At 66.8% G+C, this 22,734-nt stretch carries 21 protein-coding genes and 2 tRNA genes; 11 read left to right on the forward strand and 12 right to left on the reverse strand.

The annotated features are described in order from the left end of the window. Window positions 1-328: 328 nt before the first annotated feature. A tRNA-Val gene (locus C477_RS12975) sits at window positions 329-403 on the reverse strand. Window positions 404-586: 183 nt separating this feature from the next. Between C477_RS12975 and trpD the strand changes: the two genes are divergently transcribed. The 4 genes from trpD to trpG are packed head-to-tail and all read left to right on the forward strand — an operon-like array spanning window position 587 to window position 4,578. Further along, complete coding sequence (trpD, locus tag C477_RS12980) at window positions 587-1,603, forward strand: anthranilate phosphoribosyltransferase (protein WP_008894953.1); 1,017 nt, start codon at window positions 587-589, stop codon at window positions 1,601-1,603. After that, entirely contained in the window at window positions 1,600-2,250 is a 651-nt protein-coding gene (locus tag C477_RS12985; protein ID WP_008894954.1) for a phosphoribosylanthranilate isomerase, read from the forward strand. The genes trpD and C477_RS12985 overlap by 4 nt, the downstream gene beginning before the upstream one ends. A 7-nt stretch (window positions 2,251-2,257) precedes the next feature. Continuing rightward, entirely contained in the window at window positions 2,258-3,916 is a 1,659-nt protein-coding gene (trpE, locus tag C477_RS12990; protein WP_008894955.1) for an anthranilate synthase component I, read from the forward strand. After that, complete coding sequence (gene trpG / locus C477_RS12995; RefSeq protein ID WP_008894956.1) at window positions 3,913-4,578, forward strand: anthranilate synthase component II; 666 nt, start codon at window positions 3,913-3,915, stop codon at window positions 4,576-4,578. The genes trpE and trpG overlap by 4 nt, the downstream gene beginning before the upstream one ends. A gap of 165 nt (window positions 4,579-4,743) precedes the next feature. Here trpG and C477_RS13000 read toward each other — a convergent pair whose 3' ends face one another. Then, window positions 4,744-4,932: a hypothetical protein gene (locus C477_RS13000; protein WP_049914527.1), complete on the reverse strand. Its 189-nt coding sequence runs from the start codon at window positions 4,930-4,932 to the stop codon at window positions 4,744-4,746. Window positions 4,933-5,364: 432 nt separating this feature from the next. Between C477_RS13000 and C477_RS13005 the strand changes: the two genes are divergently transcribed. Continuing rightward, window positions 5,365-8,493 (forward strand): adenosylcobalamin-dependent ribonucleoside-diphosphate reductase, encoded by a 3,129-nt coding sequence (locus C477_RS13005; protein ID WP_008894958.1) that lies wholly within the window; start codon window positions 5,365-5,367, stop codon window positions 8,491-8,493. Window positions 8,494-8,578: 85 nt separating this feature from the next. Here C477_RS13005 and C477_RS24740 read toward each other — a convergent pair whose 3' ends face one another. Further along, window positions 8,579-8,713: a hypothetical protein gene (locus tag C477_RS24740; RefSeq protein WP_275040468.1), complete on the reverse strand. Its 135-nt coding sequence runs from the start codon at window positions 8,711-8,713 to the stop codon at window positions 8,579-8,581. A 217-nt stretch (window positions 8,714-8,930) separates the two neighbouring features. Between C477_RS24740 and C477_RS13010 the strand changes: the two genes are divergently transcribed. Then, entirely contained in the window at window positions 8,931-9,122 is a 192-nt protein-coding gene (locus C477_RS13010; protein WP_008894959.1) for an HVO_2523 family zinc finger protein, read from the forward strand. Window positions 9,123-9,257: 135 nt separating this feature from the next. Further along, the gene (locus C477_RS13015; protein ID WP_008894960.1) at window positions 9,258-9,785 is read left to right on the forward strand and encodes a response regulator; all 528 of its coding nucleotides are present in this window, start codon (window positions 9,258-9,260) and stop codon (window positions 9,783-9,785) included. A gap of 3 nt (window positions 9,786-9,788) precedes the next feature. On the opposite strand, the gene C477_RS13020 is transcribed toward C477_RS13015, so the two are convergent. Then, window positions 9,789-10,541 carry a VTT domain-containing protein gene (locus C477_RS13020; RefSeq protein WP_008894961.1) on the reverse strand — a complete coding sequence of 251 codons (753 nt, stop codon included), beginning with the start codon at window positions 10,539-10,541 and terminating at the stop codon, window positions 9,789-9,791. A gap of 92 nt (window positions 10,542-10,633) precedes the next feature. Here C477_RS13020 and C477_RS13025 point away from each other — a divergent pair, with 92 nt between their 5' ends. Then, a complete protein-coding gene (locus C477_RS13025; RefSeq protein WP_008894962.1) occupies window positions 10,634-11,032 on the forward strand; it encodes a DUF5830 family protein in 399 nt (132 codons plus the stop codon). Between the two features lie 4 nt (window positions 11,033-11,036). On the opposite strand, the gene C477_RS13030 is transcribed toward C477_RS13025, so the two are convergent. Beyond that, the gene (locus C477_RS13030) at window positions 11,037-12,233 is read right to left on the reverse strand and encodes a DUF7115 domain-containing protein (RefSeq protein ID WP_008894963.1); all 1,197 of its coding nucleotides are present in this window, start codon (window positions 12,231-12,233) and stop codon (window positions 11,037-11,039) included. Window positions 12,234-12,336: 103 nt separating this feature from the next. Between C477_RS13030 and C477_RS23565 the strand changes: the two genes are divergently transcribed. Next, window positions 12,337-12,488 (forward strand) — tRNA-Met (locus C477_RS23565). A 189-nt stretch (window positions 12,489-12,677) separates the two neighbouring features. Continuing rightward, on the forward strand, window positions 12,678-12,956 hold the full coding sequence (locus C477_RS13035) for a HalOD1 output domain-containing protein (protein ID WP_008894964.1): 279 nt from the start codon (window positions 12,678-12,680) through the stop codon (window positions 12,954-12,956). 211 nt (window positions 12,957-13,167) lie between these two features. On the opposite strand, the gene C477_RS13040 is transcribed toward C477_RS13035, so the two are convergent. The 5 genes from C477_RS13040 to C477_RS13060 all read right to left on the reverse strand — a co-directional run bounded on the left by C477_RS13040 (window position 13,168) and on the right by C477_RS13060 (window position 19,036). Continuing rightward, entirely contained in the window at window positions 13,168-13,467 is a 300-nt protein-coding gene (locus C477_RS13040) for a HalOD1 output domain-containing protein (protein ID WP_008894965.1), read from the reverse strand. Window positions 13,468-13,580: 113 nt separating this feature from the next. Further along, window positions 13,581-16,766, reverse strand: coding sequence for a PAS domain-containing protein (locus tag C477_RS13045; RefSeq protein WP_008894966.1), 3,186 nt, complete (start codon window positions 16,764-16,766; stop codon window positions 13,581-13,583). Window positions 16,767-16,835: 69 nt separating this feature from the next. Next, window positions 16,836-17,165 carry a cupin domain-containing protein gene (locus C477_RS13050; RefSeq protein WP_008894967.1) on the reverse strand — a complete coding sequence of 110 codons (330 nt, stop codon included), beginning with the start codon at window positions 17,163-17,165 and terminating at the stop codon, window positions 16,836-16,838. A 78-nt stretch (window positions 17,166-17,243) separates the two neighbouring features. Next, a complete protein-coding gene (locus C477_RS13055) occupies window positions 17,244-18,359 on the reverse strand; it encodes a DNA-methyltransferase (RefSeq protein ID WP_008894968.1) in 1,116 nt (371 codons plus the stop codon). 98 nt (window positions 18,360-18,457) lie between these two features. Next, a complete protein-coding gene (locus tag C477_RS13060; protein WP_008894969.1) occupies window positions 18,458-19,036 on the reverse strand; it encodes a hypothetical protein in 579 nt (192 codons plus the stop codon). 455 nt (window positions 19,037-19,491) lie between these two features. Here C477_RS13060 and C477_RS13065 point away from each other — a divergent pair, with 455 nt between their 5' ends. After that, complete coding sequence (locus C477_RS13065) at window positions 19,492-20,142, forward strand: hypothetical protein (RefSeq protein ID WP_008894970.1); 651 nt, start codon at window positions 19,492-19,494, stop codon at window positions 20,140-20,142. Here the strand turns inward: C477_RS13065 and C477_RS13070 are convergent, their stop codons facing one another. After that, window positions 20,143-20,730 (reverse strand): NADPH-dependent FMN reductase, encoded by a 588-nt coding sequence (locus C477_RS13070; protein ID WP_008894971.1) that lies wholly within the window; start codon window positions 20,728-20,730, stop codon window positions 20,143-20,145. Window positions 20,731-20,861: 131 nt separating this feature from the next. After that, window positions 20,862-22,703 carry a PAS domain-containing sensor histidine kinase gene (locus tag C477_RS13075; protein ID WP_394295433.1) on the reverse strand — a complete coding sequence of 614 codons (1,842 nt, stop codon included), beginning with the start codon at window positions 22,701-22,703 and terminating at the stop codon, window positions 20,862-20,864. Between the last annotated feature and the right edge of the window lie 31 nt (window positions 22,704-22,734).

Below are 22,734 nucleotides of genomic sequence, written 5' to 3' on the forward strand. Positions count from 1 at the left end.
TATTCTCAAAGGACTATATTGAAACCAAATACAAATCATCGTGTATCGGGAACCGCCCTTGCAAATGGCAATGAATTGAGAGCGAAATACCCCGCTCTCAGCAAAGAAATACTGTGGAAAAGTTCCCCGTCGTGCGATTCACACGACCGGAAGGAGTGTAGTGGGTTGGGGCAGATTTGAACTACGCCGAGACGTGCTCGCTCACTCGCGTTCGCTGCGCGCGACTCGTCTAGTTCAAATCTCCCGTAACAATTTCTACGGAACGAACGACTCGCGTCGCGTGGTGGTATCGCCACGCTCCGCTCGTCGGTTGTTGTTCCGTCAGAAATGGGTTGGGGCAGATTTGAACTGCCGGCCTCCTCCATGTCAAGGAGGTGTCATAACCAGACTAGACCACCAACCCGCCTGGTTTCGCTTGTGTGGCGTCCGTCGCCACCTCGCCTGCACTCAATCGTTGCCGGCCACCATAATTGAAGGTTTCGAATCGGACGCCGTACGCGACACCACCGCACGATGACCTCCGACACGCTTAAGTCGATGTACTCATTTGGACATTACAAGACAACTACGTACATTGGTGTTCACTATGCAGGAGTACGTCGAACGGGTGACCGAAGGCGAGGATCTCACACAGGAAGACGCTCGAGCGGCCTCGACGGCCGTCTTCGAGGGCGCGACGGAGGCGCAGATCGGCGCGCTGCTGGCGGCGCTGCGAGCGAAAGGCGAGACGGAAGCCGAAATCGCCGGCTTCGCCGAAGGGATGCGAAACGCGGCCAGGACGATCACGCCGGACCGCGAGCCGCTGGTCGACACCTGCGGGACGGGCGGGGACGACTACGATACGATCAACGTCTCGACGACCAGCGCGATCGTCGCCGCCGGCGCCGGCGTCCCGGTCGCCAAACACGGCAACTACTCCGTCTCGTCGTCGTCGGGCAGCGCGGATGTCTTAGAGGAAGTTGGGGTCGACGTCGAAGCCGAACCCCCCGCGGTCGAGGAAGCGATCGAACGCGACGGCATCGGCTTCATGCTCGCGCCGGTGTTCCACCCCGCGATGAAGGCCGTCATCGGCCCGCGCAAGGAACTCGGCATGCGGACGATCTTCAACGTTCTCGGCCCGCTGACGAACCCCGCCGGCGCGAACGCGCAGGTCGTCGGCGTCTACGATCCCAACCTCGTGCCCGTCCTCGCGGACGCCCTCTCGCGGATGGACGTCGAGCGCGCGCTGGTCGTCCACGGCGCGGGCACCGACGAGATCGCCGTCCACGGCGAGACCGTCGCCGCCGAAGTGACGGGCGCAGACGTCGAGGAGTACACCCTCGAGCCCGCCGACCTCGGCCTCGAAGAACACGACATCGAAGACATCTCGGGCGGCTCGCCGGAGGAAAACGCCACCGACATGCGCGGTATCGTCGAGGGGACGGTTACGGGCGCGAAACGGGACGTCATCCTCGCGAACGCCGGCGCGGCGATCTACGTCGCCGGCGAGGCCGACTCGCTCGAGGCCGGCGCCGACGCCGCCCGCGAGGCGATCGAGTCCGGCGACGCCGCGACGAAACTCGATCACCTCCGGGGCGAAGTGGCCGAACCCGGTGGACGATGACGCGGGTGAAGATCTGCGGGCTGACCAACGAGGACGACCTCGAGACGGCCGTCGCGGCCGGCGCCGACGCCCTCGGGATCATCTGCGACGTCGCCGTCGACACCCCGCGGGAGGTCGCGGTCGAGCGCGCCCGCGAACTCGTCGACGCCGCGCCGCCGTTCGTGACGACCGTCCTCGTGACGATGCCGTCCGGCCCCGAGCGCGCGATCGAACTGGCCGACGAGATCGAACCCGACGCGATCCAGTTCCACGGGAGCATTCGACTTGGCGATCTGGCGTACCTGCGCGCGAACGTCGACGCGAAACTCCTGCTCGCCGTCGATGCCGACGACGCGGTCCGGGCCGAGACCTACGACGACCTGGTCGACGGCCTGCTCGTCGACACGCCGGCCGCGGACGGCGGCGGCGGCACCGGCGAGACCCACGACTGGGACCAGACGCGGGTGGCGACCGCGGACCTCGAGTCGCCGCTGATCCTCGCGGGCGGACTCACGCCCGACAACGTCGCGGACGCCGTTCGAACGGTCGAGCCGTTCGCGGTCGACGTCGCCAGCGGCGTCGAGGCCGAGGGCGGCGTCAAGGATCCGACGGCCGTGCGATCGTTCGTCGACCGAGCCAAGAACGCTCAACGGACGGCGGAGCCGTGATCCACCCATGAGTGACTCCGACACCGAACCCGACGTCTCGCCGACGCTCGACGTCGACCGCGAGACGTTCCGCGAGCACGCGGGCGAAGACGAGGACCGACCGGTCGTCGTCCGCGCCGTCGCGACCCTCGACGTGGAGACGACGCCCCTCGAGGCCTACGCCGCCCTCACCGGCCGCTCGGCCTCGAGCGACCGGGAGCGATCGCCGTACGCCTTCCTGCTCGAGAGCGCCGAAAAGACGGCCTCGAGCGATCCGGACGGCGCCTTCCGGCCGAGTTCGGCGGACGCGGACCGCCACGCGCGCTACTCTTACGTCGGCTACGACCCCGACGCCGTCGTCACGGTCGATCCCGAAGAGACGACGGTCGAGCGACTCACGGACGACGCGCCGCGGGATTTGATCGAGACCGATCCCGAGGGCGACACCGTCGACGCGCTCCGGGCGGCGATGCCGGACGTCCGCTTCGCGAACCCGCCCGAACACGACCGCCAGCACCTGACCGGCGGGCTGGTCGGCTTTCTGGCCTACGACGCCGTCTACGACCTCTGGCTCGAGGAGGTCGGCCGCGAGCGCCCCGAGTCGCGGTTCCCGGACGCGCAGTTCGTCCTGACGACGAAGACGCTCGCGTTCGACGAGCGCGACGGGACGGTCTCGCTGGACTGCACGCCGATCATCGAGGCCGACGACGACCCCGACGCGGTCTACGACGCCATCCTCGAGGAGGCCGAGGCCGTCGCGGAAACGCTGCGGGCCGCGTCGGCGCCGGAGACCGGCGGATTCGCCCGGGAGGACGAGGTCGTCGGGCCGAAAGCCGAGTACGAAGAGAGCGTCCGCCGGGCCAAGGAACACGTCCTCGACGGCGACATCTACCAGGGCGTCGTCTCGCGAACCCGCGAACTGTACGGCGACGTCGATCCCCTCGGCTTCTACGAGGCGATGCGCGAGGTCAACCCCTCGCCGTACATGTACCTCCTCGAGCACGACGACCTGACCGTCGTCGGCGCGAGCCCCGAGACGCTGGTCTCCGTGCGCGGGCGCGAGGTCATGTCGAATCCGATCGCCGGCACCTGTGACCGGGGCTCGAGTCCCGTCGAGGACCGCCGGCTGGCCGGCGAGATGCTGGCCGACGAGAAGGAGCGGGCCGAGCACACGATGCTGGTCGATCTGGCGCGAAACGACGTGCGCCGCGTCTCGGAAGCGGGCTCGGTCCGCGTCGACGAATTCATGAACGTGCTCAAGTACAGCCACGTCCAGCACATCGAGTCGACGGTGACGGGCGACCTCGCGAGCGACGCGGATGCCTTCGACGCGACGCGGGCATCCTTCCCCGCCGGCACCCTCTCGGGCGCGCCGAAGATCCGGGCGATGGAGATCATCGACGACCTTGAGGCCGAGCCGCGAGGCCTGTACGGCGGCGGCGTCGGCTACTACTCGTGGTGTGGCGACGCGGACTTCGCGATCGTGATCCGGACCGCCACCGTAGAGGACGAAGGAGACCGGGATCGGATCACCGTCCGCGCCGGCGCCGGTCTGGTCGCCGACAGCGATCCGACCGCCGAGTACGAGGAGACCGAGAAGAAGATGGGCGGCGTCCTCGCCGCCCTCGAGGCGATCGAGAACGACGCACCCGACGAACTCGAGTCCTCGCCGGAGGTGAGCCGATGAGTACGACGGGCGACGAGCGGTCCGCCGACGCGGCCGAAACCGAGAGGTCGGACGCGGGCGGCGAGGCGGAGCCGCTGACGGTGCTGTTCGTCGACAACTACGACTCCTTTACGTACAACTTAGTCGAGTACGTCAGCCAACACGAGGGCACCGAAACCGCGGTGCTGAAGAACACCGCCTCGCTCGCGGACGTTCGCGCGGTCGACCCGGACGCGATCATCGTCAGTCCGGGGCCGGGCCACCCGAAGAACGACCGCGACGTCGGCGTCACGATGGACGTGCTCCGAGAGGTGAGTCCCGAGGTGCCGACGCTGGGAGTCTGTCTCGGCCTCGAGGCGGCCGTCTACGAGTACGGCGGGACCGTCGGCCGGGCGCCGGCGCCGATCCACGGCAAGGCCTCCGCCGTCGATCACGACGGCGAGGGAGTCTTCGCGGGCCTCGAGCAGGGCCTTCGCGCCGGCCGGTACCACTCGCTGATCGCGACCGAGGTGCCCGACTGCTTCGACGTGACGGCGACGGCGGAACACGACGGCGAGACGCTCGTGATGGGAATTCGCCACCGCGAGCACCCTATCGAGGCCGTCCAGTTCCACCCCGAGAGCGTGCTCACGGCGGTCGGCCACGACGTGATCGAGAACTTCCTCGAGTCGATCGACGGCTGAGCCGTCTCCTCGAGCGGGCCGTAGCGGAGTGTCGGTGTACCGAGTTCGAACCCGAGAGAACGATGGACATCTCGAGACCACGCAGCGTCGAGACAGAAACTGACAATGTACCGGCTGAAACCCGTCGCTTCGACGCGATACCTACGGACCGGGTCCAATACCGAGTTAGAAGAACGGCAGGAACGACAGGTCAGTGACGCCGGCCGTGTAGAGGCCGGCGAGGACGATAGCGGAGACGATACCGACGCGGATCGCCAGTTTGATCGCGATTTTGATTGCGACGACGGCGACCGCCAGCGCGGCCAGGCCCGCCAGCACGAGCAGAACGGTCGACGAGGTCAATGGTTCGACCATGGGAGATCCTGCGTATTGCAGGGACGTAATCTTTCTGGATAGAATGAACGAATCGATCACGTGACTCTTCGAAGCGCGGAGAGGTCGGTTTGGAGCCGAAAACCACACGACAGCGCGATGAATATACCCGCTGAAGATTACTTTCAGGACGCTCTGAAAATCGTTAAGACCGTCGGCGTTGTAGGTGTTGATAGCCACGGTTACGGCCGTCTCGAGTAGCCGTGATCGAACCCGAAACGATAGGATACGAAAGGAACCCAGAGACATCTATCCAACTGAAGTTGTCCTAATACAAGAAAAGTAGGACAACAACACCACGTTTTAAGATGGACCGATGTCTACCGAACCTTCGTCACGAATGATGCGAGCCAGCACTCGGACCCACGCTAGAATCGCCACCCTGCGGCGGGGGAACTACGAGGTGACCCGCGCATGAGCGAATCGGAGCTCTCCGCGGAGGATCTGACCCTCCCGATCAAGCGCACCGACGGCGACACGCTCGAGGAGCGCCTGACCGGCAACGCCTACCACAACATTCTGCCCGCGCGATACCTGCGCAAGGACGCCGACGGCGAACTCATCGAGGATCAGGAGGATCTCTTCGACCGCGTCGGCAAGAACATCGCCCTCGCCGAGGCCGTCTTCGAAGCGCGCAAGCGCGACGCCGAGATTACGGTCACGCCCGACCAGCTCAAGCCCGACCACCCGCGGCGCGACGAACTCGCCGAGGAAGTGTTCGGCGCGGGCACTACCGCCGAGGACGACGACGAGACGGCGCTCTCTATCTACAACGTCAACAAGTTCGCCTACGACACCGTCGTCCCCGAACTCCCCGACGAGATCCGCACCCACGTCGAGGACGTCGCCGAGGAGTTCCAGGGCATGATGGAGAATCTCGACTTCATGCCGAACTCGCCGACCCTGATGAACGCGGGCGACGAGCTCCAGCAGCTCTCTGCGTGTTTCGTCGACTCTCCCGACGACGACATCGACGACATCCACCAGACCGCCAAGGAGGCCGCGCAGGTCTTCCAGAGCGGCGGCGGCATGGGCTATGCCTTCTGGCAGCTTCGCCCCTACGGCGACGCGGTCGGCTCGACCGGCGGCATCGCCAGCGGCCCGATCACGTTCATGCGCACGTACGACCAGATGTGCGAGACGATCGCCCAGGGCGGCGCCCGACGGGGCGCCCAGATGGGCGTCATGCGCGTCTCCCACCCGGACGTCATCCAGTTCATCCACGCCAAGAACAAGGACGTCTCGCTGGCCGAGACGCTGCGTCTGAACGACCCCGACGACTTCACGCACAACTCCTTCCAGGAGGCACTCGACGAGGCCCGCGAACTCATCGACGACGAGGGCAAGGTCCCCAAACACCTCCGGAACGCCGTCGAGGGCCACCTCTCGAACTTCAACATCTCCGTCGGTATCACCGACGACTTCATGGAGGCCCTGCAGGACGGCGAGGAGTTCACGTTCACCAACCCCCGTACGGGCGAGCCCCACATCGCGACGGAAGAGACGAAAGAGCTCTACGACATGTTCGGTCTCGGCGACTACGTCGAGGTCGGCGAGGCGCTGTCGATCCCGGCCGAGGAACTCTGGGACGACATCGTCGAGGGCGCCCACGAGAACGGCGAACCCGGCGTCATCTACCTCGAGCGGGTCAACAAACAGCACTCCTTCGACGTCGAGAAACACCCCGACCACCGCATCCTCGCGACGAACCCCTGCGGCGAGCAGCCCTTAGAGGAGTACGAGGCCTGTAACCTCGGGCACATCAACCTCTCGACGCTCGCAGACCTCGAGGCGCCCGACTGGCGCGTCTGGTACGACGAGCACGGCGACGAGTACGACTCGCTGGAAGACGCCGTCGACGCCTTCCTCGAGGAGGCGATCGACTTCGAGGAGTTCGACCGCCGCATCGAGATGGGCACGCGGTTCCTCGAGAACGTCGTCACGATGAGCGACTTCCCGGTCGAGAAGATCGAGCAGAAGGTCCGGGAGATGCGCAAGATCGGCCTGGGCATCATGGGGCTGGCACAGCTGTACATCCAGCTCGGCATGGAGTACGGCAGCGAGACCTCCAACGAGGTCGCGCGCCAGCTGATGCGCCACATCAACCACGGGTCGAAGTGGGCGTCCCACGAGCTCGCCGAGGAGCGCGGCAGCTTCGACGAGTGGGACAACTCCAAGTACGCGAACCCGACCGAGTACCGCGAGTGGTTCGAGAAGCAGACCGGTCTCGACGCCGACGAGTGGGAAGACGGCTTCTCCATCCGGAACCACAACACGACGACCATCGCGCCGACGGGCACGACCTCGATGGTCGGCAACACCACCGGCGGCTGTGAACCGATCTACAACGTCGCCTACTACAAGAACGTCTCCGACGACGTCCAGGGCGACGAGATGCTGGTCGAGTTCGACGACTACTTCCTCCGCGTGCTGGAGGACAACGACATCGACGTCGACGCCGTCAAGGAGGAGGCCCAAGAGCAGATGGCGACCAACCAGTTCAACGGCGTCGAGGGCCTCTCGACGGTGCCCGACGCCATCGGCGAACTGTTCGTCACGACCGGCGACCTCTCGGCGAAAGAGCACGCCGGCGTGCAGGTCGCCTGTCAGCAGGGCGTCGACTCCGCCATCTCGAAGACCGTCAACGCGCCCAACGACTCCACGCTCGAGGACGCCAAGGACGTCTTCGAGTACATCTACGAGCACGGCGGCAAGGGCGTCACCTACTACCGCGACGGCACCCGCAGCAAGCAGGTGCTGACGACCCGCGCGAAGAACGCCGACTTCGCCGACGAGACCGAGGCCGCCGAGGCCCTCGCCGAGCAGATCGAGGAGATCTTCGGCGGCTTCGAGGCGTTCCTCGAGAACGAGGACGTCCAGGACGTCCTCGAGACGGACGTCGAGCCGCTGGCCGGCGACGCGGACGACGCCGAGCCCGTGCAGATCGACTTCACCGAGAAGCGCGAGCGCCCCGACGCCCTGCAGGGCGTCAGCCAGCGCATCGACACCGGCTACGGGAAGGTCTACGTGACGATCAACGAGGATCCCGAGACCGGCCAGCCCTTCGAACTGTTCGCCAACATCGGCCACTCGGGCGGGTTCACCAACTCCTTCACCGAGGCGCTGGCGAAGGTCATCTCGACCTCGCTGCGCTCGGGCGTCGACCCCGAAGAGATCGTTGACGAACTCTGTGGCACCCGCTCGCCGAAGGTCGCCTGGGACAAGGGCGAGCAGATCCAGTCCATCCCGGACGCCATCGGCACCGCGATGCGTCGCTACCTCGAGGACGAGATCGACAAGCCGTACCCGACGCAGGCGACGCTCGAGGAGTCCGCCGACGCGGACGCCATCGAGTACGACGGGCCGAAGACCGACGGCGGCGCGGCGGCCGCTCAGGGCGGCGCCGGGGACGCCGAAGACGACGCGACACAGGACCTCATCGAGGCCGGCGAGTCGCCCGAGTGTCCCGACTGCGGCTCGATGTCGCTGTACTTCTCCGAAGGCTGCAAGACCTGCGAGTCCTGTGGCTGGAGCGAGTGCTGATCCAGTCTAACGGCTGAAATCAGCCGAATCGTTTCGAACCGTCTTTCTTGTCGACGCGTTTCGTTTTCCACCGTTTTCGAAGCGATCAGGCGACGGACCGATCCGGCTCAGGGACGGTCGTCGTCCGGTACCACGGCAGGCCGACGGCGGTCTCCGCCAGCACCAGTCCGCCCGCGACGGCACAGGCGAGCAGGAACCTCTGCCGGGCCGCACGCGCCACTGATCGTCGGGCGCGTCCGCCACCGCCGGCAGCGTGAGGATCGGCAGGACGGCAACGGTGGAGCCGAGCGCACACGCGTGCAGCCACCGATCCGATATGCCGGCGATACTCGAGCGCACCCACAGAAAGGGGCGACTCCGATCGCGATCGATCCCCGACGGCGGCGTCGCTCGAGCGGACCGCCAGGACTTAGCGCCGGCCGATCGATGGGATCCGTATGGCAGCCGACAGCGACGAACCCGACGCCGGGACCGCGGCCGAGACCGACGCGGACGGCGGCGGAGCGACCGCCCGGTCGAACGGCCCGACCTGTCCGCACTGCGACGGCGAACTGTTCAAACGCCACTGCAAGTACGTCTGCCCGCAACACGGCGTCATCTTCGACTGTGCGGATACGTTCTGGACCTGAGCCGGGTCGCCGGTGCGGGAGCGACGGCCTGATCCTCCCGTGAGCGCGGGACGTCCGGTTCGGCGCCCGACTCGAGGCGTGAGTCGCCCGGAACTGCTACAAGACGACGCGCTGTGGTCTCGGACAACGATCCGTATGTCTACGTCTACGAAACCGACGATTCTCGTCGTCGAGGACGAGCGCGAACTGGCCGATCTCTATGCGACATGGGTGAGCGAGGATTACGAGGTTCGCACCGCCTACGACGGCCACTCGGCGCTCGAGGCGATGAGCGGGACGGTCGACGTCGTCCTGCTCGACCGACACATGCCCGATCTGACCGGCGACGAGGTGCTCAACCGAATCCGGGCCGCGGGCCACGACTGCTGGGTGATCATGGTCACGGCGGTCGACCCCGGACTCGATATCGTCGAGCTCGATATCGACGACTACGTCACCAAACCCGTCTCTCGCGCGCAGCTGACGCGGATTATCGAGAACCTCCGGGCCCAGTCCCGGTACGGCGGCGATGGCCGGCGCGAGCTCGCCGCCCTGTCGAACAAGATGGAGACCCTCGAGGACGAACACGGGCCGGACGAGCTAGCAGAGACCGACGCCTATCAACAGTTGGAAGCGGACCTAAAAGACATGAGCGAGTCGCTGGTCGACGACGGCGACCGCTGATCGTTACCTGTCCGTCGGTCGGCCGGTCGTTCGGCTTTGGTCTCCTCGACCCCGAACGAGTCTATACGCCGGCGCGGCCAGCAGGGCGATCGCAGCCGCCAAACAGGCGAGCGTGAGCGCCGCTCCGAGGTCGCCGACCCCGCCGGTCCTGACCGTCGCCGCCGACGCGCCGACGACGACAGCGGCGATCGTCCAGGGGAGTTCGCCGATCGCCGTCCCGATCACGAGGTGGCGGAGTCGCACCTCACTGACCGCCGCCGCACAGGTCGCCACGTCCGACGGGATCGGCGCCAGCCGCGAGGCGACGACGCCGCGGACCGGGCCGGCCGTCTCGTAGTACCGCCCGACGGCGGTTCCGGCTCGCTCGAGGAGCGATCCGAACGGGCCGGGAGCCGATGCAGAGATTGATGCAGGCTGAACGCCGGTATCGTCGTCGGGCGAGCCGACGGCGATCCAGCGGACGGCGAGGAAGACGGGGACGACCGTCACCACGACGCCGAGCAGCGCCACCGGAACGCCGACCGCGACGCCGTAGCCGTAGCCGACGACGGCGGCCAGCGGCGTCGTCGGCAAGGCCAGCAGCGGTCGCCCGAGGTAGAGACCGGTCACGACGAGACCGAACAGGAGCGGATCGGCCGACACCGGTTCGACGGTCGCGAGCAGCACCGACGGCGAGACAAGCGCGACCGTACAGAGGATCGCACCGATCGCGACCGCGGCGGCGACCGCGCGCGTTCGCACCGAGGGGGACGACATCGATCGAAGTTTCCCACCGAGCGTTGAAACTTTTGTGTCTCTGGACGGTCGGGACAGAACGTTTATTCGGTCGGAGAGACCACCACTCACCGATGGATCGGGAGGACCGTCGGGTCGAGACGGGAGCCGACGCCAGCGACGACCGCGTCGAACGCGGGCTGGCGTTGCTCGAGCGACTCGAGCACGAATCGCTCGCGCTGGCCGACGTCGTCGACCGGATCGAGATGGTGACCAGCGACCCCGCGGTGACGCGGACGATCCTCGACGAGGCGGAACTGCGGGGAATCATCGAGCGCGACGACGGCATCGTCCGCCCGAAGAGCCGCCAGTACGTCAGCTTCGATCAGGACGTGATCACGAAGGAAGGGGAGTTCTCCTGTCAGCGCTGCGGGTCGGGGCTGTCGACCGGTTACTTCATCGACCTCGACGCCGGCGAACTGGGGCCGTTCGGCTCGTCGTGTATTCGGAAGGTGACGGGACGGGACGGGTGAGGCCTCAGCGACCCTGCCGGAGTTCGGCGATCAACTGTTCGATCGTCTCCTGTTGTCGTTCGATGAGTTCGGACTGTTCCTCCACGGCCGCCTCGAGCGTGTCGATCCGTTCGGCGAGTTCGGCCGGATCGTAGTCGGCGTTCTCGGCGGCCGCGGCGGACGTTGCGGACGCGGACTCGGCCGCCGCGTCGGCGACGAACCCGCTGTCGTCCCGCGTCGATACGGACTCCGGTTCGTCGTCGGTCGGTGCGTCGGACGCACCGTCGAAGGCCGTCTCGACGTCGTCGGTCGGAGCGTCTGCTTGGGTCGCGGCGGCGCGCGCCGACTGCTGGGCGGACTGCTGTTGCGTGCGCTGTGACTGCTGCGGTTCGCCGGCGGCCGCGAGCGGATCGGTCGACTGGGACTGAGACTGGGACTGGGGCTGGGAGTCGTCCGAGTCGCCCGCCGTCTCGGTCGCCGCGACCGCCTCTCGGTCCTCCGGTTCGGGCGGGTTGGCATCGAGCGGATCGACGCCGTCGCCGAAGTCGACCGCGCCGCCGTTCCGGCCGCCGCCGTCCTCGCCGACGCCGACCGTCTCGTTGAATTCCGCGAGCGACGTCACGCCGTGGTACTCGAAGAGGGCCCGTTTGAGGCGCTCGCGCAGATCGTTCGCCTCCTCGTTGGGCGCTTTGATCCGCTCCGGGCGGCCGGCGACCGTGAGCACGATCTGGGTGGCGACGCTCCCGTCTTCGAACGCGAGCTTCGTCACGTCGTCGAAGTGGTAGCCCTCGTAGTCGCCGTCCCAGACCGCCCCGCCGATGTGTTTGACCAGACGGTCGCTGGTGATGATCAGCGTCAGTTCGCTGAAGCGGTAGGTCTTGACGACCGTCTCGCCGGGATCGGTGATCCCGTTGCCGTTCAACACGCCGGCCAGCACCGGATGCAAGACCGCATCGGTCTTGTCCGAGGGGACGGTGAACTCCTTGGTTCCTTCGAGAGGGTACTCGAGGGTGAACTTCGTCTTGCGCCGGCCCTCGGAGAGGGTCAGCCGGTCGGCCTCGTGGGGGTATTCTTCGACCGATTCGTCGCTCAAGATGCCGTCGGATCGGTAGACGAGGGAACTCGAGGACGTGATGAAGAGTTCGTCTTCGCCGCCCAGAGAGACTCGAGCCGCGATTTCGTCGCCGTTGAGAGTAGATTGGACGATTTCCGGAACGCTCATGCGCGGGTAGTTGGGAAGGGCATGTGATAAATCCGTGGGTCGGCGTTACAGGGCAGGCGGGAATGAGAAGGTTAAAGAAACACAGCGCACAATCGAAGAGTGAGCCCGGGTGGCTTAGCTGGACATAGCGCCGCACTCATAGGGTTCAGAGATTCGGTGCGGTACGCCTTGGAAGCCTCCGTGTCCCCCACGAGGACCGCCGAGCCTCGGACCTGGGACATGCGGAGATCGAGGGTTCGGAGCCCTCCCCGGGCACTGGCTTTCTACGCGACGTTACGAACGGAGCGAGTGGCGTCTGTGGCGAACGCGAGGCAGGAGTGACTCGCTTCGCTCGTCTCTCCGCGGATCGGAGCCCTGGTTTTCCACACACTCGAGTCGAGAAACCGGAACGAACCGTCAATTCGGCCCGCATCACCAGCTTTATCCGACATACCATAGCGGCGTATGGGGACGGGGGTCTCATCGAAACCGAGTCACAGCATCGTCACGCAGATCGCCGAAATCGAGGACGTCGATCCGACTGACCTCGAGCCGCCGCTTCACGCCGTCGTCGATCTCGATGCGCTCGAGCGGTTGATCGACTCGAGCAGGGCGGCGCTCTCGATTTCCTTCCCGTATCGGGGCCATCGCGTTCGCATCGACGGCTCCGGAGCCGTCGAGATTACGGCAGCGAACCACACCGACCCGAGCGGCGAGTCGTCGGAGGAGTCACACGGCGACTGAGTAGTCTCTGTCGCCGACCCGACGGACGGGAGAGTAGCGGTCGTGTGATCGAGACGGTCTCGTTCTGCGTCGAGAGAGCGACAGCAACCGGAATCCGCCCTCGAGGGGAGGGCCGCGGCTATCGACTCGAACGGAGTAGCGATGCAACCGGTCGATAGGCGCTGTCGAGGTCGCGGATAAAGAGGCGGAAAACGCGTCAGCAGGTGTCGATTTACGCCGCTTCGACGCGGATCTCACCGCCGGCGGTGACGGTGACGAGATAGTCGAGGTACTCGAAGGAGACGGACCCCCCTGATCGAACCCCGTCCGTACGTGGTTCGAACAGTCGCTCGAGTGCGTCGGTGTTGATCGTGTAGTGAAGCGGTTCGAGTTCCGTTACCGATTCGTTGCCGAACGTCGCGACCGCGTTGACGATAGCGACGCTCAGTGGTTCGTCATCGAGTCGATCGTACTGCGAAACGTACTCTGCGTCCGCTTGCGCGGACGGTGATCGTGTAGTCATCTCAGTCATTGATTACGCGCACCCCCAGTGCGGTCTGTGGGAAGACAGCCGTTCTTCACCGGTCGTCGTAAAGAATCTGATCGTTATCTGTATAACCGGCCGAACGTGAGTGGGTTATATAGTTAACCATCCAGTGAGCGGCCGTCGAACAGCGCGGTGAAGAGCTTCCGCTCGGTGGCTCGGACGTGTTTCTGGAAGGCAGGGGAGGAGATTCCCAGCGAGTCGGCGATCGATTCTCCCGTCGTTTCCCGCGGCCACTCGAAGAAGCCGCCGTGGTAGGCCGTCTGGACGACCTCGCGTTGTCTGTCGGTCAGTTGCTCGAGCAACGCGTTGCGGGCGGCGGCGTCGATCGTCGACCGCGCCCGCGTCGCGCCCTCGCGGCGGGCGACGAGCGAGACCGCGAATTCGCGGCGGTTGAGTTGCGACAGCACGTTCCTGACCTCGACCGTCTCCGGAACCTCGACGACCGCTCGCGTCCCGGTATCGTCGGCGACGAGCGACCGCAGCGTCCCGCCGTGGGCGTCGACGGCGGCGCCGAGAAACGGATCCGCGTACTGGAGTTGCAACAGCGTCTCCCCGTCGGTGTCGGCGATCACGGACGCGTCGTCGATTCCCTCCAGTTCGGCGACGGCGGCCGGATCGACGCCGTCCGTCTCGTCGACGACCGCGAACACCGTCGGCGTCCCGTCGTCGAGGATCGCCCCGCCCTCGAACTCGACTCGCGCGTCCAGTCGGTCGGCGAGGCGACCCAGCGGATTCGGCCCCTCGAGGGCGAGTTCGAGTTCGACCGCGGGAACGCTCTCGCCGTCCAGCGGGGTCTTTCGTTTGACGGCGTCGATCGAGTAGCCGACGGTTTCGCCGAGTTCGGCGAGCATGGATCGGAGCGGCTCGTCGAACGCGTCCCGATCGTCGCTGTACAGCGTCAGGACGCCGTAGAGGAAGTCGTCGTAGACGAGCGGCACGGCGTATACCGATTGGAAGCTCCGGGAGAGGGCGTCGCCGCGCCAGGTCCCCTCGCGGATCGAGTCGGCGACGTTCTCGACGAACACCGGCGACCGCGTCCGCGCCGTTCGACCCGCCGGTTCGGCGGCGGAGTCGTCGACGGTCGTCACCGAAACCGCGTCGAGATACCCGCGCTCGTGGCCCGCCCGTCGGCGGGGCAACAGCTGATTCCCGCCCGGGTCCGGCTCGCCGATCCAGGCGAACGAACAGCACTCGAGGTCGGCGAGGCGCTCGCAGATCCCGCGTTCGATCTCGGCGCGGGAGTCGGCCATCAGGAGCAACTGTTCGAGGTCCTGACGAACCCGACCGGCCGCGTTGAGCCGCTCGAGGTGTTCGTTCTGGCGCTTGAGCTCCCACTCGTGGCCGTGGAGCCGGCGCGTTCGAGTGATGCGGTCGAGCGCCGCTTCGGCCGTCCTGGCGAACAGTTTGGCGAGTTCGAACGTCTCCTCGTCGTAGCGCCCCGGTTCGGAATCGAGAGCGACGAGGACGCCGTGTTCGCCGATCGGGACGTAGAGACCGCTGCGAGCGTCCGTGGTCGGGTCGAACACCTGCGGAGCGTCCCTGACGTCGTCGAACCGGGCCGGCCTGTCGTCGACGAACGCCCGCCAGGCGAGGCTCTCGCCAGGACGGAGTCGCGGGGGCGATCCGACCGTCGACTCGAGGCTCGGCGAGTAGGCCGTCGGCACGAGTTCGTTTTCCCGGTCGTCGAACCGGTAGACGACGGTCTCGAGATCGAGAACGTCGTTCGCGACGTCGACCACGTACTCGCAGGCGGCCTGCTCAGATTCGACGGTCAGCAGATGGCTCGTCGCCTCGTGGAGGGCGTTCAACGCCGTCTGATACTGGGCGCGTTCGGTGACGTCGGCGGCGATACCGATCACGCGGTCGACCGCGTCGTCCTCGACGATCGGCCGACACCACTGTTCGAAGACCCGGCCGTCGAGTTCGATCGAAGAGTGGGTCGACACGCCATCGAGAGCCGCCCTGAAGTCGGCGCGGATCGCGGGCTTGTCGTCGAAGACGTCGAACGCCGACTCGCCGACGATGTCGTCGGCGACCGCCTCGCTGCGCTCGAGGGCGCGCCCTTCCGCCAGCGCGATCGTCCCGTCAGCCTCGAGCTCGAAGAGAACGACGGGGACATTCCGGATGATCGTCTCCAGCTGTTCCGTCCGGTCCTGCAGTTTCCGTTCGCGCTCGACCCGATCGGTCACGTCCTGGAAGTACACCGAGAGTCCGGACGGCGACGGGTAGAGGCGGACGTCGTACCAGCGCTCGGCCGGTTCGTAGTAGTGTTCGATCGACGCAGGCTCTTGGGTTTCCATCGCCTCGGCCGCGGCCGTCCGGAACGGCGTCTCCCGGAGCTCCGGGAACAGCTCGAGGATCGGATGGCCGATCACCGTGGCGGGATCGACGCCGAGGAGGGTCCCCGCACGGTCGTTGACATACGTGAACCGCAGCTCCGAATCGAGCGCGTAGAACGCGTCGCTGACCCGTTCGAGCGAGCGCTCGAGTTCGCGTTCGACCTGGTGGACGGCCGTCACGTCGCGGATCGACGCGACGATCCCGTCGATCTCGGCGTCCGACTCGCCGCCGGCGCGGTCCTCGGCGGCCAGCCGATTCGTGAGTACGGCCTCGTGGACGTACCAGGCGTCGTCGGCGTGCTGACAGCGGTACTCGACGGTCGTCGTCGTCCCCGGCTCGCTCACACAGAGGTCGTCGAACGCGGTCCGAATCGACGCGACGTCGTCCGGGTGAACGAGGTCCAGATAGTGGGTTCCGACGAGCGTCTCGGGTCCGTAGCCGGCGATCCCCTCGGCCGACGGCCCGACGGCCGAGATCGTGCCGTCGTCGTCGACGACGAGCACCGCGTCCGAGGTGTGCTCGAGCAGCGCACGGAACCGCGTCTCCTGACGCGCGGTCGTGCGACGGACGGCGTCGAACTCGGCGGTTCGGCACAGCCGGTTGGCGAGCAGCGACGACCGCTCGGCCGCGGCTTCGGGGATCACGTCCGTCGCCCCGTCGGCGCGGAGCCGATCGATCGACTCGTCCGCGGACGAGTCGAGCGCGTAGACGACCGGACACTCCCCGTCGACGCGCTCGAGGACCGTCGGGTCGTCGGTGAGCAGGCAGTCCGTCTCGTCGAGGGCAGCGTCCTCGAGTTCGGTCGCCGGATCGAGCGGCCCGCGAATCGCGATTTCGTCGTCGTCCGCGTCGATCCCCGCCGTCGCCCGTTGCAACCACGTCGACGTCCCGACCGCGAGGACTCGTACCGGGGTCGATTCGGGAACCTCGAGGCCGCGATGCATAGCTATCGATGGGAGCGGCGCGAATAAAAACTCGTGGGGCGGACAGGTCCGGCCGACGAACGCCGACGGTCAGGACGGGAGCGGACAGAGGCTGGCCGTGAACACGACGCGCTCGTTGGTCTCGTTTCGCGCGCCGTGGACGGCGCCGCGCTCGTGGTGGACGACGCCCGGCGCGTCGACCGTCTCGCTCTCGCCGTCCTGCACGACCGTGACCGTCCCCTCGAGGACGTGGAAGACGTTCGTACTCTCCGGGTGGTCGTGGGCCTCGAGTTCGGCGTCCGGGCCGAGCGCGAACGCCTTGACGAGCACGTCGTCGCTGACGATCAGTTCCGCCGTTTCGACCTCGCCGTCGGCCGGCTCGAGCGCGTCGACCGCATTGGGGTATTCGTCGAGCGTCATACCCGGCGATTCGACGCAGCGTCCCAAATGTCCATCGACGCGGTAAACCCAACCAGATAGACGAGCCTGCCGAGGCTGTCACTCGAGGGTCAGCGGTGCGTGTTCGGCGCGGTACCCGTGTACAGCGTTCGCGTCCGCAGCGGCCTCGTCGGTGGACCTATCGTCCGTCCCCTCGTCGGCATCCTCGAGCGTGTCGACGGCCGCGACCTCCCGGAGCTGGAGGTTTCGCTCCATCTTCGTGACGACCGGCGTCTCGTAGTTCGCGGCCCGGTACTCGAAGGACTTCCCCTCCTCGCGGCGGCGAGTGACGAACTCCCGGTGGCGCTCGAGTCGCCGTCGCCCGACCGACCGCGAGAGCGCCGGCACCTCGTCGAGGCGGTCGTCGAACACCTCGAGGAACGACGACTCGAGTTCCGAGCCGACGGAGTTGCGACCGGCGCACATCGCCGCGAGCGTGGTCGTGCCGGTCCCCCAGAAGGGGTCGAGGACGGTGTCGCCGTAGGCGGAGTACATGCAGATCAGCCGGTAGGGGATCTCGAGAGGGTAGGCCGCCGACCGGTTGCGGAGGTCGTCGTGATCGTCCGAAAGCGCCTGCAGTTCGCCGCGAACGTCGGTCCAGACGTCGGTGAACCAGCGGTTGCGCTCCTCCCAGAAGTAGGCGGCCTCGTAGCGCCGGTCGGCACCGGGTTCGAACGACCGGCTCTCGCCGCCCTTGCGGAAGACCAGCACGTACTCGTGTTCGAGGGTCACGTAGGCGTTAGGCGGGATCATCCCGCTGCCCATGAACTTCGCGGCGCTGTTGGCCGGCTTGCGCCAGAGGACGTCCGGCAGCGGATCGAACCCCCGCGACTCGAAGGCCTCGAGGACCCGCGCGTGGTTGGCGTAGACCCGGAAGCTGTCGTCGACCGACCGGGTCGCGTCGCCGACGTTGATACAGGCGATGCCGCCGTCGACCAGCACGCGCTCGAGTTCGTCCCAGACGCGGTCGAGCTGGGCGTGCATCGCGTCGAAGGCGCGGCGGCCGTCGCCGACCTCGAGCGCGTCGCCGATAGCCGGATCGAGGCGGGTAAAGAGGTCGTCCCACATCTCGATCATGGGATAGGGCGGAGAGGTGACGACGAGTTCGACGGAGTCGTCGTCGATCGCGGCGAGGTCCCGGGAGTCACCGACGAAGACGCGGTGGGTCGTCTCCATTGCCTTGACCTGTCGGCGTCGCCCCCTTAGCTTCTTCGTCAGACGGCGCCGCCGATGAAAATCGAACGCGTCGGTCGGCGACGGGAAAAACAGCCGGCTTACTCCTCTTGTTCCTCGTCCGCGTCTTCGGACTCCGTCTCGGCTTCGACCGGCTCCTCCTCCTCTTCCTCGTCCTCACCGCCCACGATATCGTCGCCCGTCGCGGGTTCGAACTCCTCGATCGGCTCCCACTCCTCTTCCTCGCCGCCGGAGAGGCGGCGGCGAAGCACGGCGACGGCGGCGATCGCGCCGACGGTGATCAGGAGCTGCACCAGCCGACTCGAGCCGCCCTCCGATTCGGGTTCGTCCGCCGTCTCAGAGGTCATCTCGGTGATCGGCTCCTCCTCGTCGCCGCCCGTTTCCATGACGTCCTCGATGATCTCCGGTTCCTCGATGTCCTCGAGGGACGTTTCCTCGAGTTCTGGGGACTGGCGACCCACGAGGAAACCGAGTGCCGCGCCGGCGCCGAAGAGGGCGCCCGCCAGCGGCAGACCGGAACCGCCTCCGGAGTCCGCTCCGCCGGCCTCGTCGACGGCTTCGACGATCGAGTCGCGCAGCGGGGACTTCATGCCCAATCCGACGGCTTCCTTGACGATAGTCTCGGACAACATCTTCTCCTGTTGCTCGCTTTCGGCCATAATCGCTCCCGACCACATCCCCGTAAATAGTTCTGTCCACCGTTTCCAGTGAACGAATCGGTTCCTGACCAGTTATGGCGCGGCTACCGATCGACGAACGTCGTCGTAACTGCTCCCTACGTTCGGGCCTCGCGGCTCGAGCGGCGGAGCGTTCGTTGACCGCGATCGATACCGCGTTTTCGACCGACGGCGTAGCGGTCTCGAACCCGATGGTTCGTCGGATGGCTTCGGTTCCGGAACGCTATCGCCGTCCCTTCCGGCCCGTACCTGTTCGCCGATTGTCCCGTCTCCGCCTCGGTGTCGGTTCGTTCGCGGACTCGTTCGCGAAACCGGTTCGAGAAACGGACTATTAGCGCCCTATATATTCGGCTCGGACGAACGCGTCGTTACGAATGCATTACTATGTGATATAATGACTTCCATAACGAAAGGGCTCGCCTGTGACGAAGAGTGGTATGAGTGTCATCCGACAGCCCGGCGTCCTCGGTCGAACGACCCGACGCCGCGTCGTCGGGGTGACCGCGGCGCTCTCGACGGCCGCCGTCGAAGCGGTCGCCGTCGGACTCTGGTTTACGCTCGTCGTCGGGTCGCCGAGCGCGTCGACCGCACTCGCCGCGCTCGGAATCCTGTTCTGCGGCTCGCTGCTCCGAGCGAGCGTGTTCGGGGCGACCGTCAGCGACATCGGCGACGTCCTCTGTCCCCAGCGGCTCGGCGTCGCCCTCCTGTTGACTGGGAGCTGGATCGTCTGGCTGCTCGCGGCCCAGGGGATCGGCGGCGTCGGGGGAATCGCCGTCGCGACCGTCTTACACGCCAGCCTCCTCATCGGGCAGTTCGTCCTCGAGCGACGCGCCTTCTGCTTTCAATCCTCGTCCCTGACGACGCGTGCACCGATCGTGCCCGGCCTGTTGCTGGCCGTCGGCGCGGCGGCGCTGCTGGCGTCGGCCTGGTTTACCGACTGGGCGGTCGCCACGCCCCCGCTGTCGCTCGAGGCGACGACGATCGTCCTCCGAGTCAATGCGGTGCAGGTCGGCGTCGTCGTCTTCGGCCTCATGGCCTTCCTCGCCCACCAGCGGCGGTTCGAACGGCTTCTCGAGCCCTGCCCCTGATCACTTCCCCTCGGCGCCGACGTTCTGGTCGCTCTGGAACGAGTCCGGATCCGGCTCGATCGTGGCGTACTGGACCGCGCGCCGACCGAGCGTCGCGACGCGCTCCTCGAGTTTCTCGTCGGCGAACGCGCCGTCCTCGATCGCCGAGTGGGAGTTCGGGACGGCCGCCTCGTGGGGGATCACCCACGCGTTCAGCGCCCGGCAGACCGACCGCATGTGCTCGAGGGCGGTGACGGGGAAGGCGCCGCCGGAGACCGCCAGCAGTCCGACGGTCTTGCCCCGAAACTCGTCGAACCCGCAGTAGTCGATCGCGGTCTTCAGCGGCGAGGAAAAGGAGCCGTGGTACATCGGCGAGCCGAGGACGATCGCGTCCGCCTCGCGGAGGCGGGCCGCCAGTTCCTCGGCGTCGCCCGCGTCCTCCCGATCGCGATCCGCGTCGAACGTCGGCAACTCGAACTCGCGCAGGTCGAGCAGTTCGGTCGTCGCGCCGCCGCGCTCGGCGGCCTCGAGGACGCGCTCGAGGGCGGCGCGGGTCGTACTCGCCTCGCGGAGACTGCCACAGACTGCGGCGACGTGAACGTCGGCCATGTCGGTTCGTCGGCCCCGAGGCACATATAAGCGGCCCAACCGGTGATGCGGGCGGCGTTCGGAACGACGAGAATTCTGCAGTCGCAGTAGGAGAAGCCGCCGTCTCGGCTCGAGCGCCGTCGTCGAGTCCGTTAGGCGTCGTCGACCGCCGGGAGCACCACCGAGAACGTCGCCCCTTCGCCGGGGGTCGAATCGACGCGGATCTCGCCGTCGTGGCGCTCGACGATGCGCTGGCAGAGCGCGAGGCCGATCCCGGTCCCGTCGTACTCCCCGCGGCTGTGAAGACGTTCGAACACCTCGAAGATGCGCTCCTGATCCTCGGGATCGATCCCCAGTCCCTCGTCGCTGATCGAGACGATCCAGCGGCCGGACCCTCGAGCGGCGCTCGCGGCGTCTGCCGACTCCCGTTCAGCCGAGACGTGAACCCGCGGCGGCTCGTCGCCGCTGTACTCGATCGCGTTCGACAACAGATTCTGGAACACCTGCCGCAACTGGCTGCTGTCCCCCCGGACCCGGGGCAACGAGTCGACGGTCACCTCGGCGTCGGACTCGGCGATCGGAAGTCGGAGGTCCTCCCGAACGTCCGCGATGACGGCGTCGAGGTCGACCGCCGCCAGCGGCTCGCCGCGGGTCTCGACGCGGGAGTAGGTCAGCAGGGCGTCGATCATCTCGCGCATGCGGTCGGCGCCGTCGATCGCGTACGCGAGGAACTCCTCGCCGTCCTCGTCGAACGCGTCAGCGTATCTGCGCTCGATCAGCTGCAGGTAGCTCGAGACCATTCGCAGCGGCTCCTGCAGGTCGTGGCTGGCGGCGTAGGCGAACTGCTCTAACCGCTCGTTGGACTCCTCGAGCCGGTCGATCGTCTCCTCGAGGCGGCGCTGGTACTCCTTGCGCTCGGTGATGTCCTGGGCCATCGTCATGCCCGCGAAGACGTCGCCGCGCTCGTCGGTGATCGGCACCGCGTGGAGGATCCACTCCCGACCAGCGTAGGAGAGTTCGACCGATCGCTCCTCGCCCTCGAGCGTCCCCAGAACGGCGGGCACGAGGCCGTCGGCGGTCGCGGCGGGCCAGACGTCGTAGAAGTTCGCCCCCTCGAGATCGGCGGGTTCGACGGGGATATCGTCGAAGCCCCGGCCGGCCGCCAGCGTGTACTCGAGGTCGTGGTCGAACAGCGTCACGATGCCGTTCGGGAAGTACTCCGCGAGCGTCCGGTAGCGCTGTTCGGACTCGCGGAGTTGGCGCTCTCGCCGCCGGCGCTCGGTGACGTCGCGGGCCATCGAGAGGACGTAGCCGCGATCGAGTTCGACGTAGGTCGCGTTGACTTCGACGGGGAACGTCGCGCCGTCGCGGCGCCTGTGGACGCCGTCGAACGTCGTTTGCCCGTCCGCCCGGAGGTCGTCGACGAACGATCGCCAGTCGTCTCGGCCGGTGAATTCCGCTTCGAAATCGATCACCGATCGGTCGAGCAGTTCTTCGCGGGAGTAACCGAGCTCGCGACAGGCCGTATCGTTGACGTCGAGGGGTGTCCCGGTCTCCGGATCGAAGACGAAGACGCTGTCCGTCGAGTGATCGAGCAGCGTTCGGAACAGCTCGAGGTCGCGTTTGCGCTCCTTGCGCTCGCTGATGTCCCGGACGACGCAGACCAGTCCGCCATCCTCGATCTCGGTCAGCGAGTGCTGTTCGGGAAACGTCGTCCCGTCGGCGCGCAGGCCGGTCGTCTGCCCTCGCCAGTGACCCTCCTCGTGGACCTCCGGGAGGATCTCCTCGTGGACCTGATCGGTCTCGTCGGCCGGATAGAGGATCTCCCAGTGTCGGCCGAGCATCTCCTCGCGATCGTAGCCGTAGTTGTCGGCGTACACCTGATTGACGTAGGTGAACTTCCCGTTCTCGTCGAGGAGACTGATTCCCTCCTGGGCGGTCTCGAGCGCGGCGTAGGTCCGTCTGGCGTCCAGTTCGGACCGATACTGATCCACGGCCGCCTCGATCCGGTCGGATACGTCGACC

This window comes from Haloterrigena salina JCM 13891 (genome assembly GCF_000337495.1).
GTDB lineage: Archaea > Halobacteriota > Halobacteria > Halobacteriales > Natrialbaceae > Haloterrigena > Haloterrigena salina.

Bases quoted from the DNA above. Each gene is read 5' to 3' on its own strand.
- C477_RS13025 (WP_008894962.1), top strand. From the start codon at position 10,634: ATGGATCGGGAGGACCGTCGGGTCGAGACGGGAGCCGACGCCAGCGAC.
- C477_RS13065 (WP_008894970.1), top strand. From the start codon at position 19,492: ATGAGTGTCATCCGACAGCCCGGCGTCCTCGGTCGAACGACCCGACGC.
- C477_RS13070 (WP_008894971.1), bottom strand. From the start codon at position 20,730: ATGGCCGACGTTCACGTCGCCGCAGTCTGTGGCAGTCTCCGCGAGGCG.
- C477_RS13000 (WP_049914527.1), bottom strand. From the start codon at position 4,932: ATGGTCGAACCATTGACCTCGTCGACCGTTCTGCTCGTGCTGGCGGGC.
- C477_RS13030 (WP_008894963.1), bottom strand. From the start codon at position 12,233: ATGAGCGTTCCGGAAATCGTCCAATCTACTCTCAACGGCGACGAAATC.
- C477_RS13045 (WP_008894966.1), bottom strand. From the start codon at position 16,766: ATGCATCGCGGCCTCGAGGTTCCCGAATCGACCCCGGTACGAGTCCTC.
- C477_RS13005 (WP_008894958.1), top strand. From the start codon at position 5,365: ATGAGCGAATCGGAGCTCTCCGCGGAGGATCTGACCCTCCCGATCAAG.
- C477_RS13015 (WP_008894960.1), top strand. From the start codon at position 9,258: ATGTCTACGTCTACGAAACCGACGATTCTCGTCGTCGAGGACGAGCGC.
- C477_RS13035 (WP_008894964.1), top strand. From the start codon at position 12,678: ATGGGGACGGGGGTCTCATCGAAACCGAGTCACAGCATCGTCACGCAG.
- C477_RS13040 (WP_008894965.1), bottom strand. From the start codon at position 13,467: ATGACTGAGATGACTACACGATCACCGTCCGCGCAAGCGGACGCAGAG.
- C477_RS13055 (WP_008894968.1), bottom strand. From the start codon at position 18,359: ATGGAGACGACCCACCGCGTCTTCGTCGGTGACTCCCGGGACCTCGCC.
- C477_RS13060 (WP_008894969.1), bottom strand. From the start codon at position 19,036: ATGGCCGAAAGCGAGCAACAGGAGAAGATGTTGTCCGAGACTATCGTC.
- C477_RS13010 (WP_008894959.1), top strand. From the start codon at position 8,931: ATGGCAGCCGACAGCGACGAACCCGACGCCGGGACCGCGGCCGAGACC.
- C477_RS13020 (WP_008894961.1), bottom strand. From the start codon at position 10,541: ATGTCGTCCCCCTCGGTGCGAACGCGCGCGGTCGCCGCCGCGGTCGCG.
- C477_RS12985 (WP_008894954.1), top strand. From the start codon at position 1,600: ATGACGCGGGTGAAGATCTGCGGGCTGACCAACGAGGACGACCTCGAG.
- trpE (WP_008894955.1), top strand. From the start codon at position 2,258: ATGAGTGACTCCGACACCGAACCCGACGTCTCGCCGACGCTCGACGTC.
- C477_RS13050 (WP_008894967.1), bottom strand. From the start codon at position 17,165: ATGACGCTCGACGAATACCCCAATGCGGTCGACGCGCTCGAGCCGGCC.
- trpD (WP_008894953.1), top strand. From the start codon at position 587: ATGCAGGAGTACGTCGAACGGGTGACCGAAGGCGAGGATCTCACACAG.
- trpG (WP_008894956.1), top strand. From the start codon at position 3,913: ATGAGTACGACGGGCGACGAGCGGTCCGCCGACGCGGCCGAAACCGAG.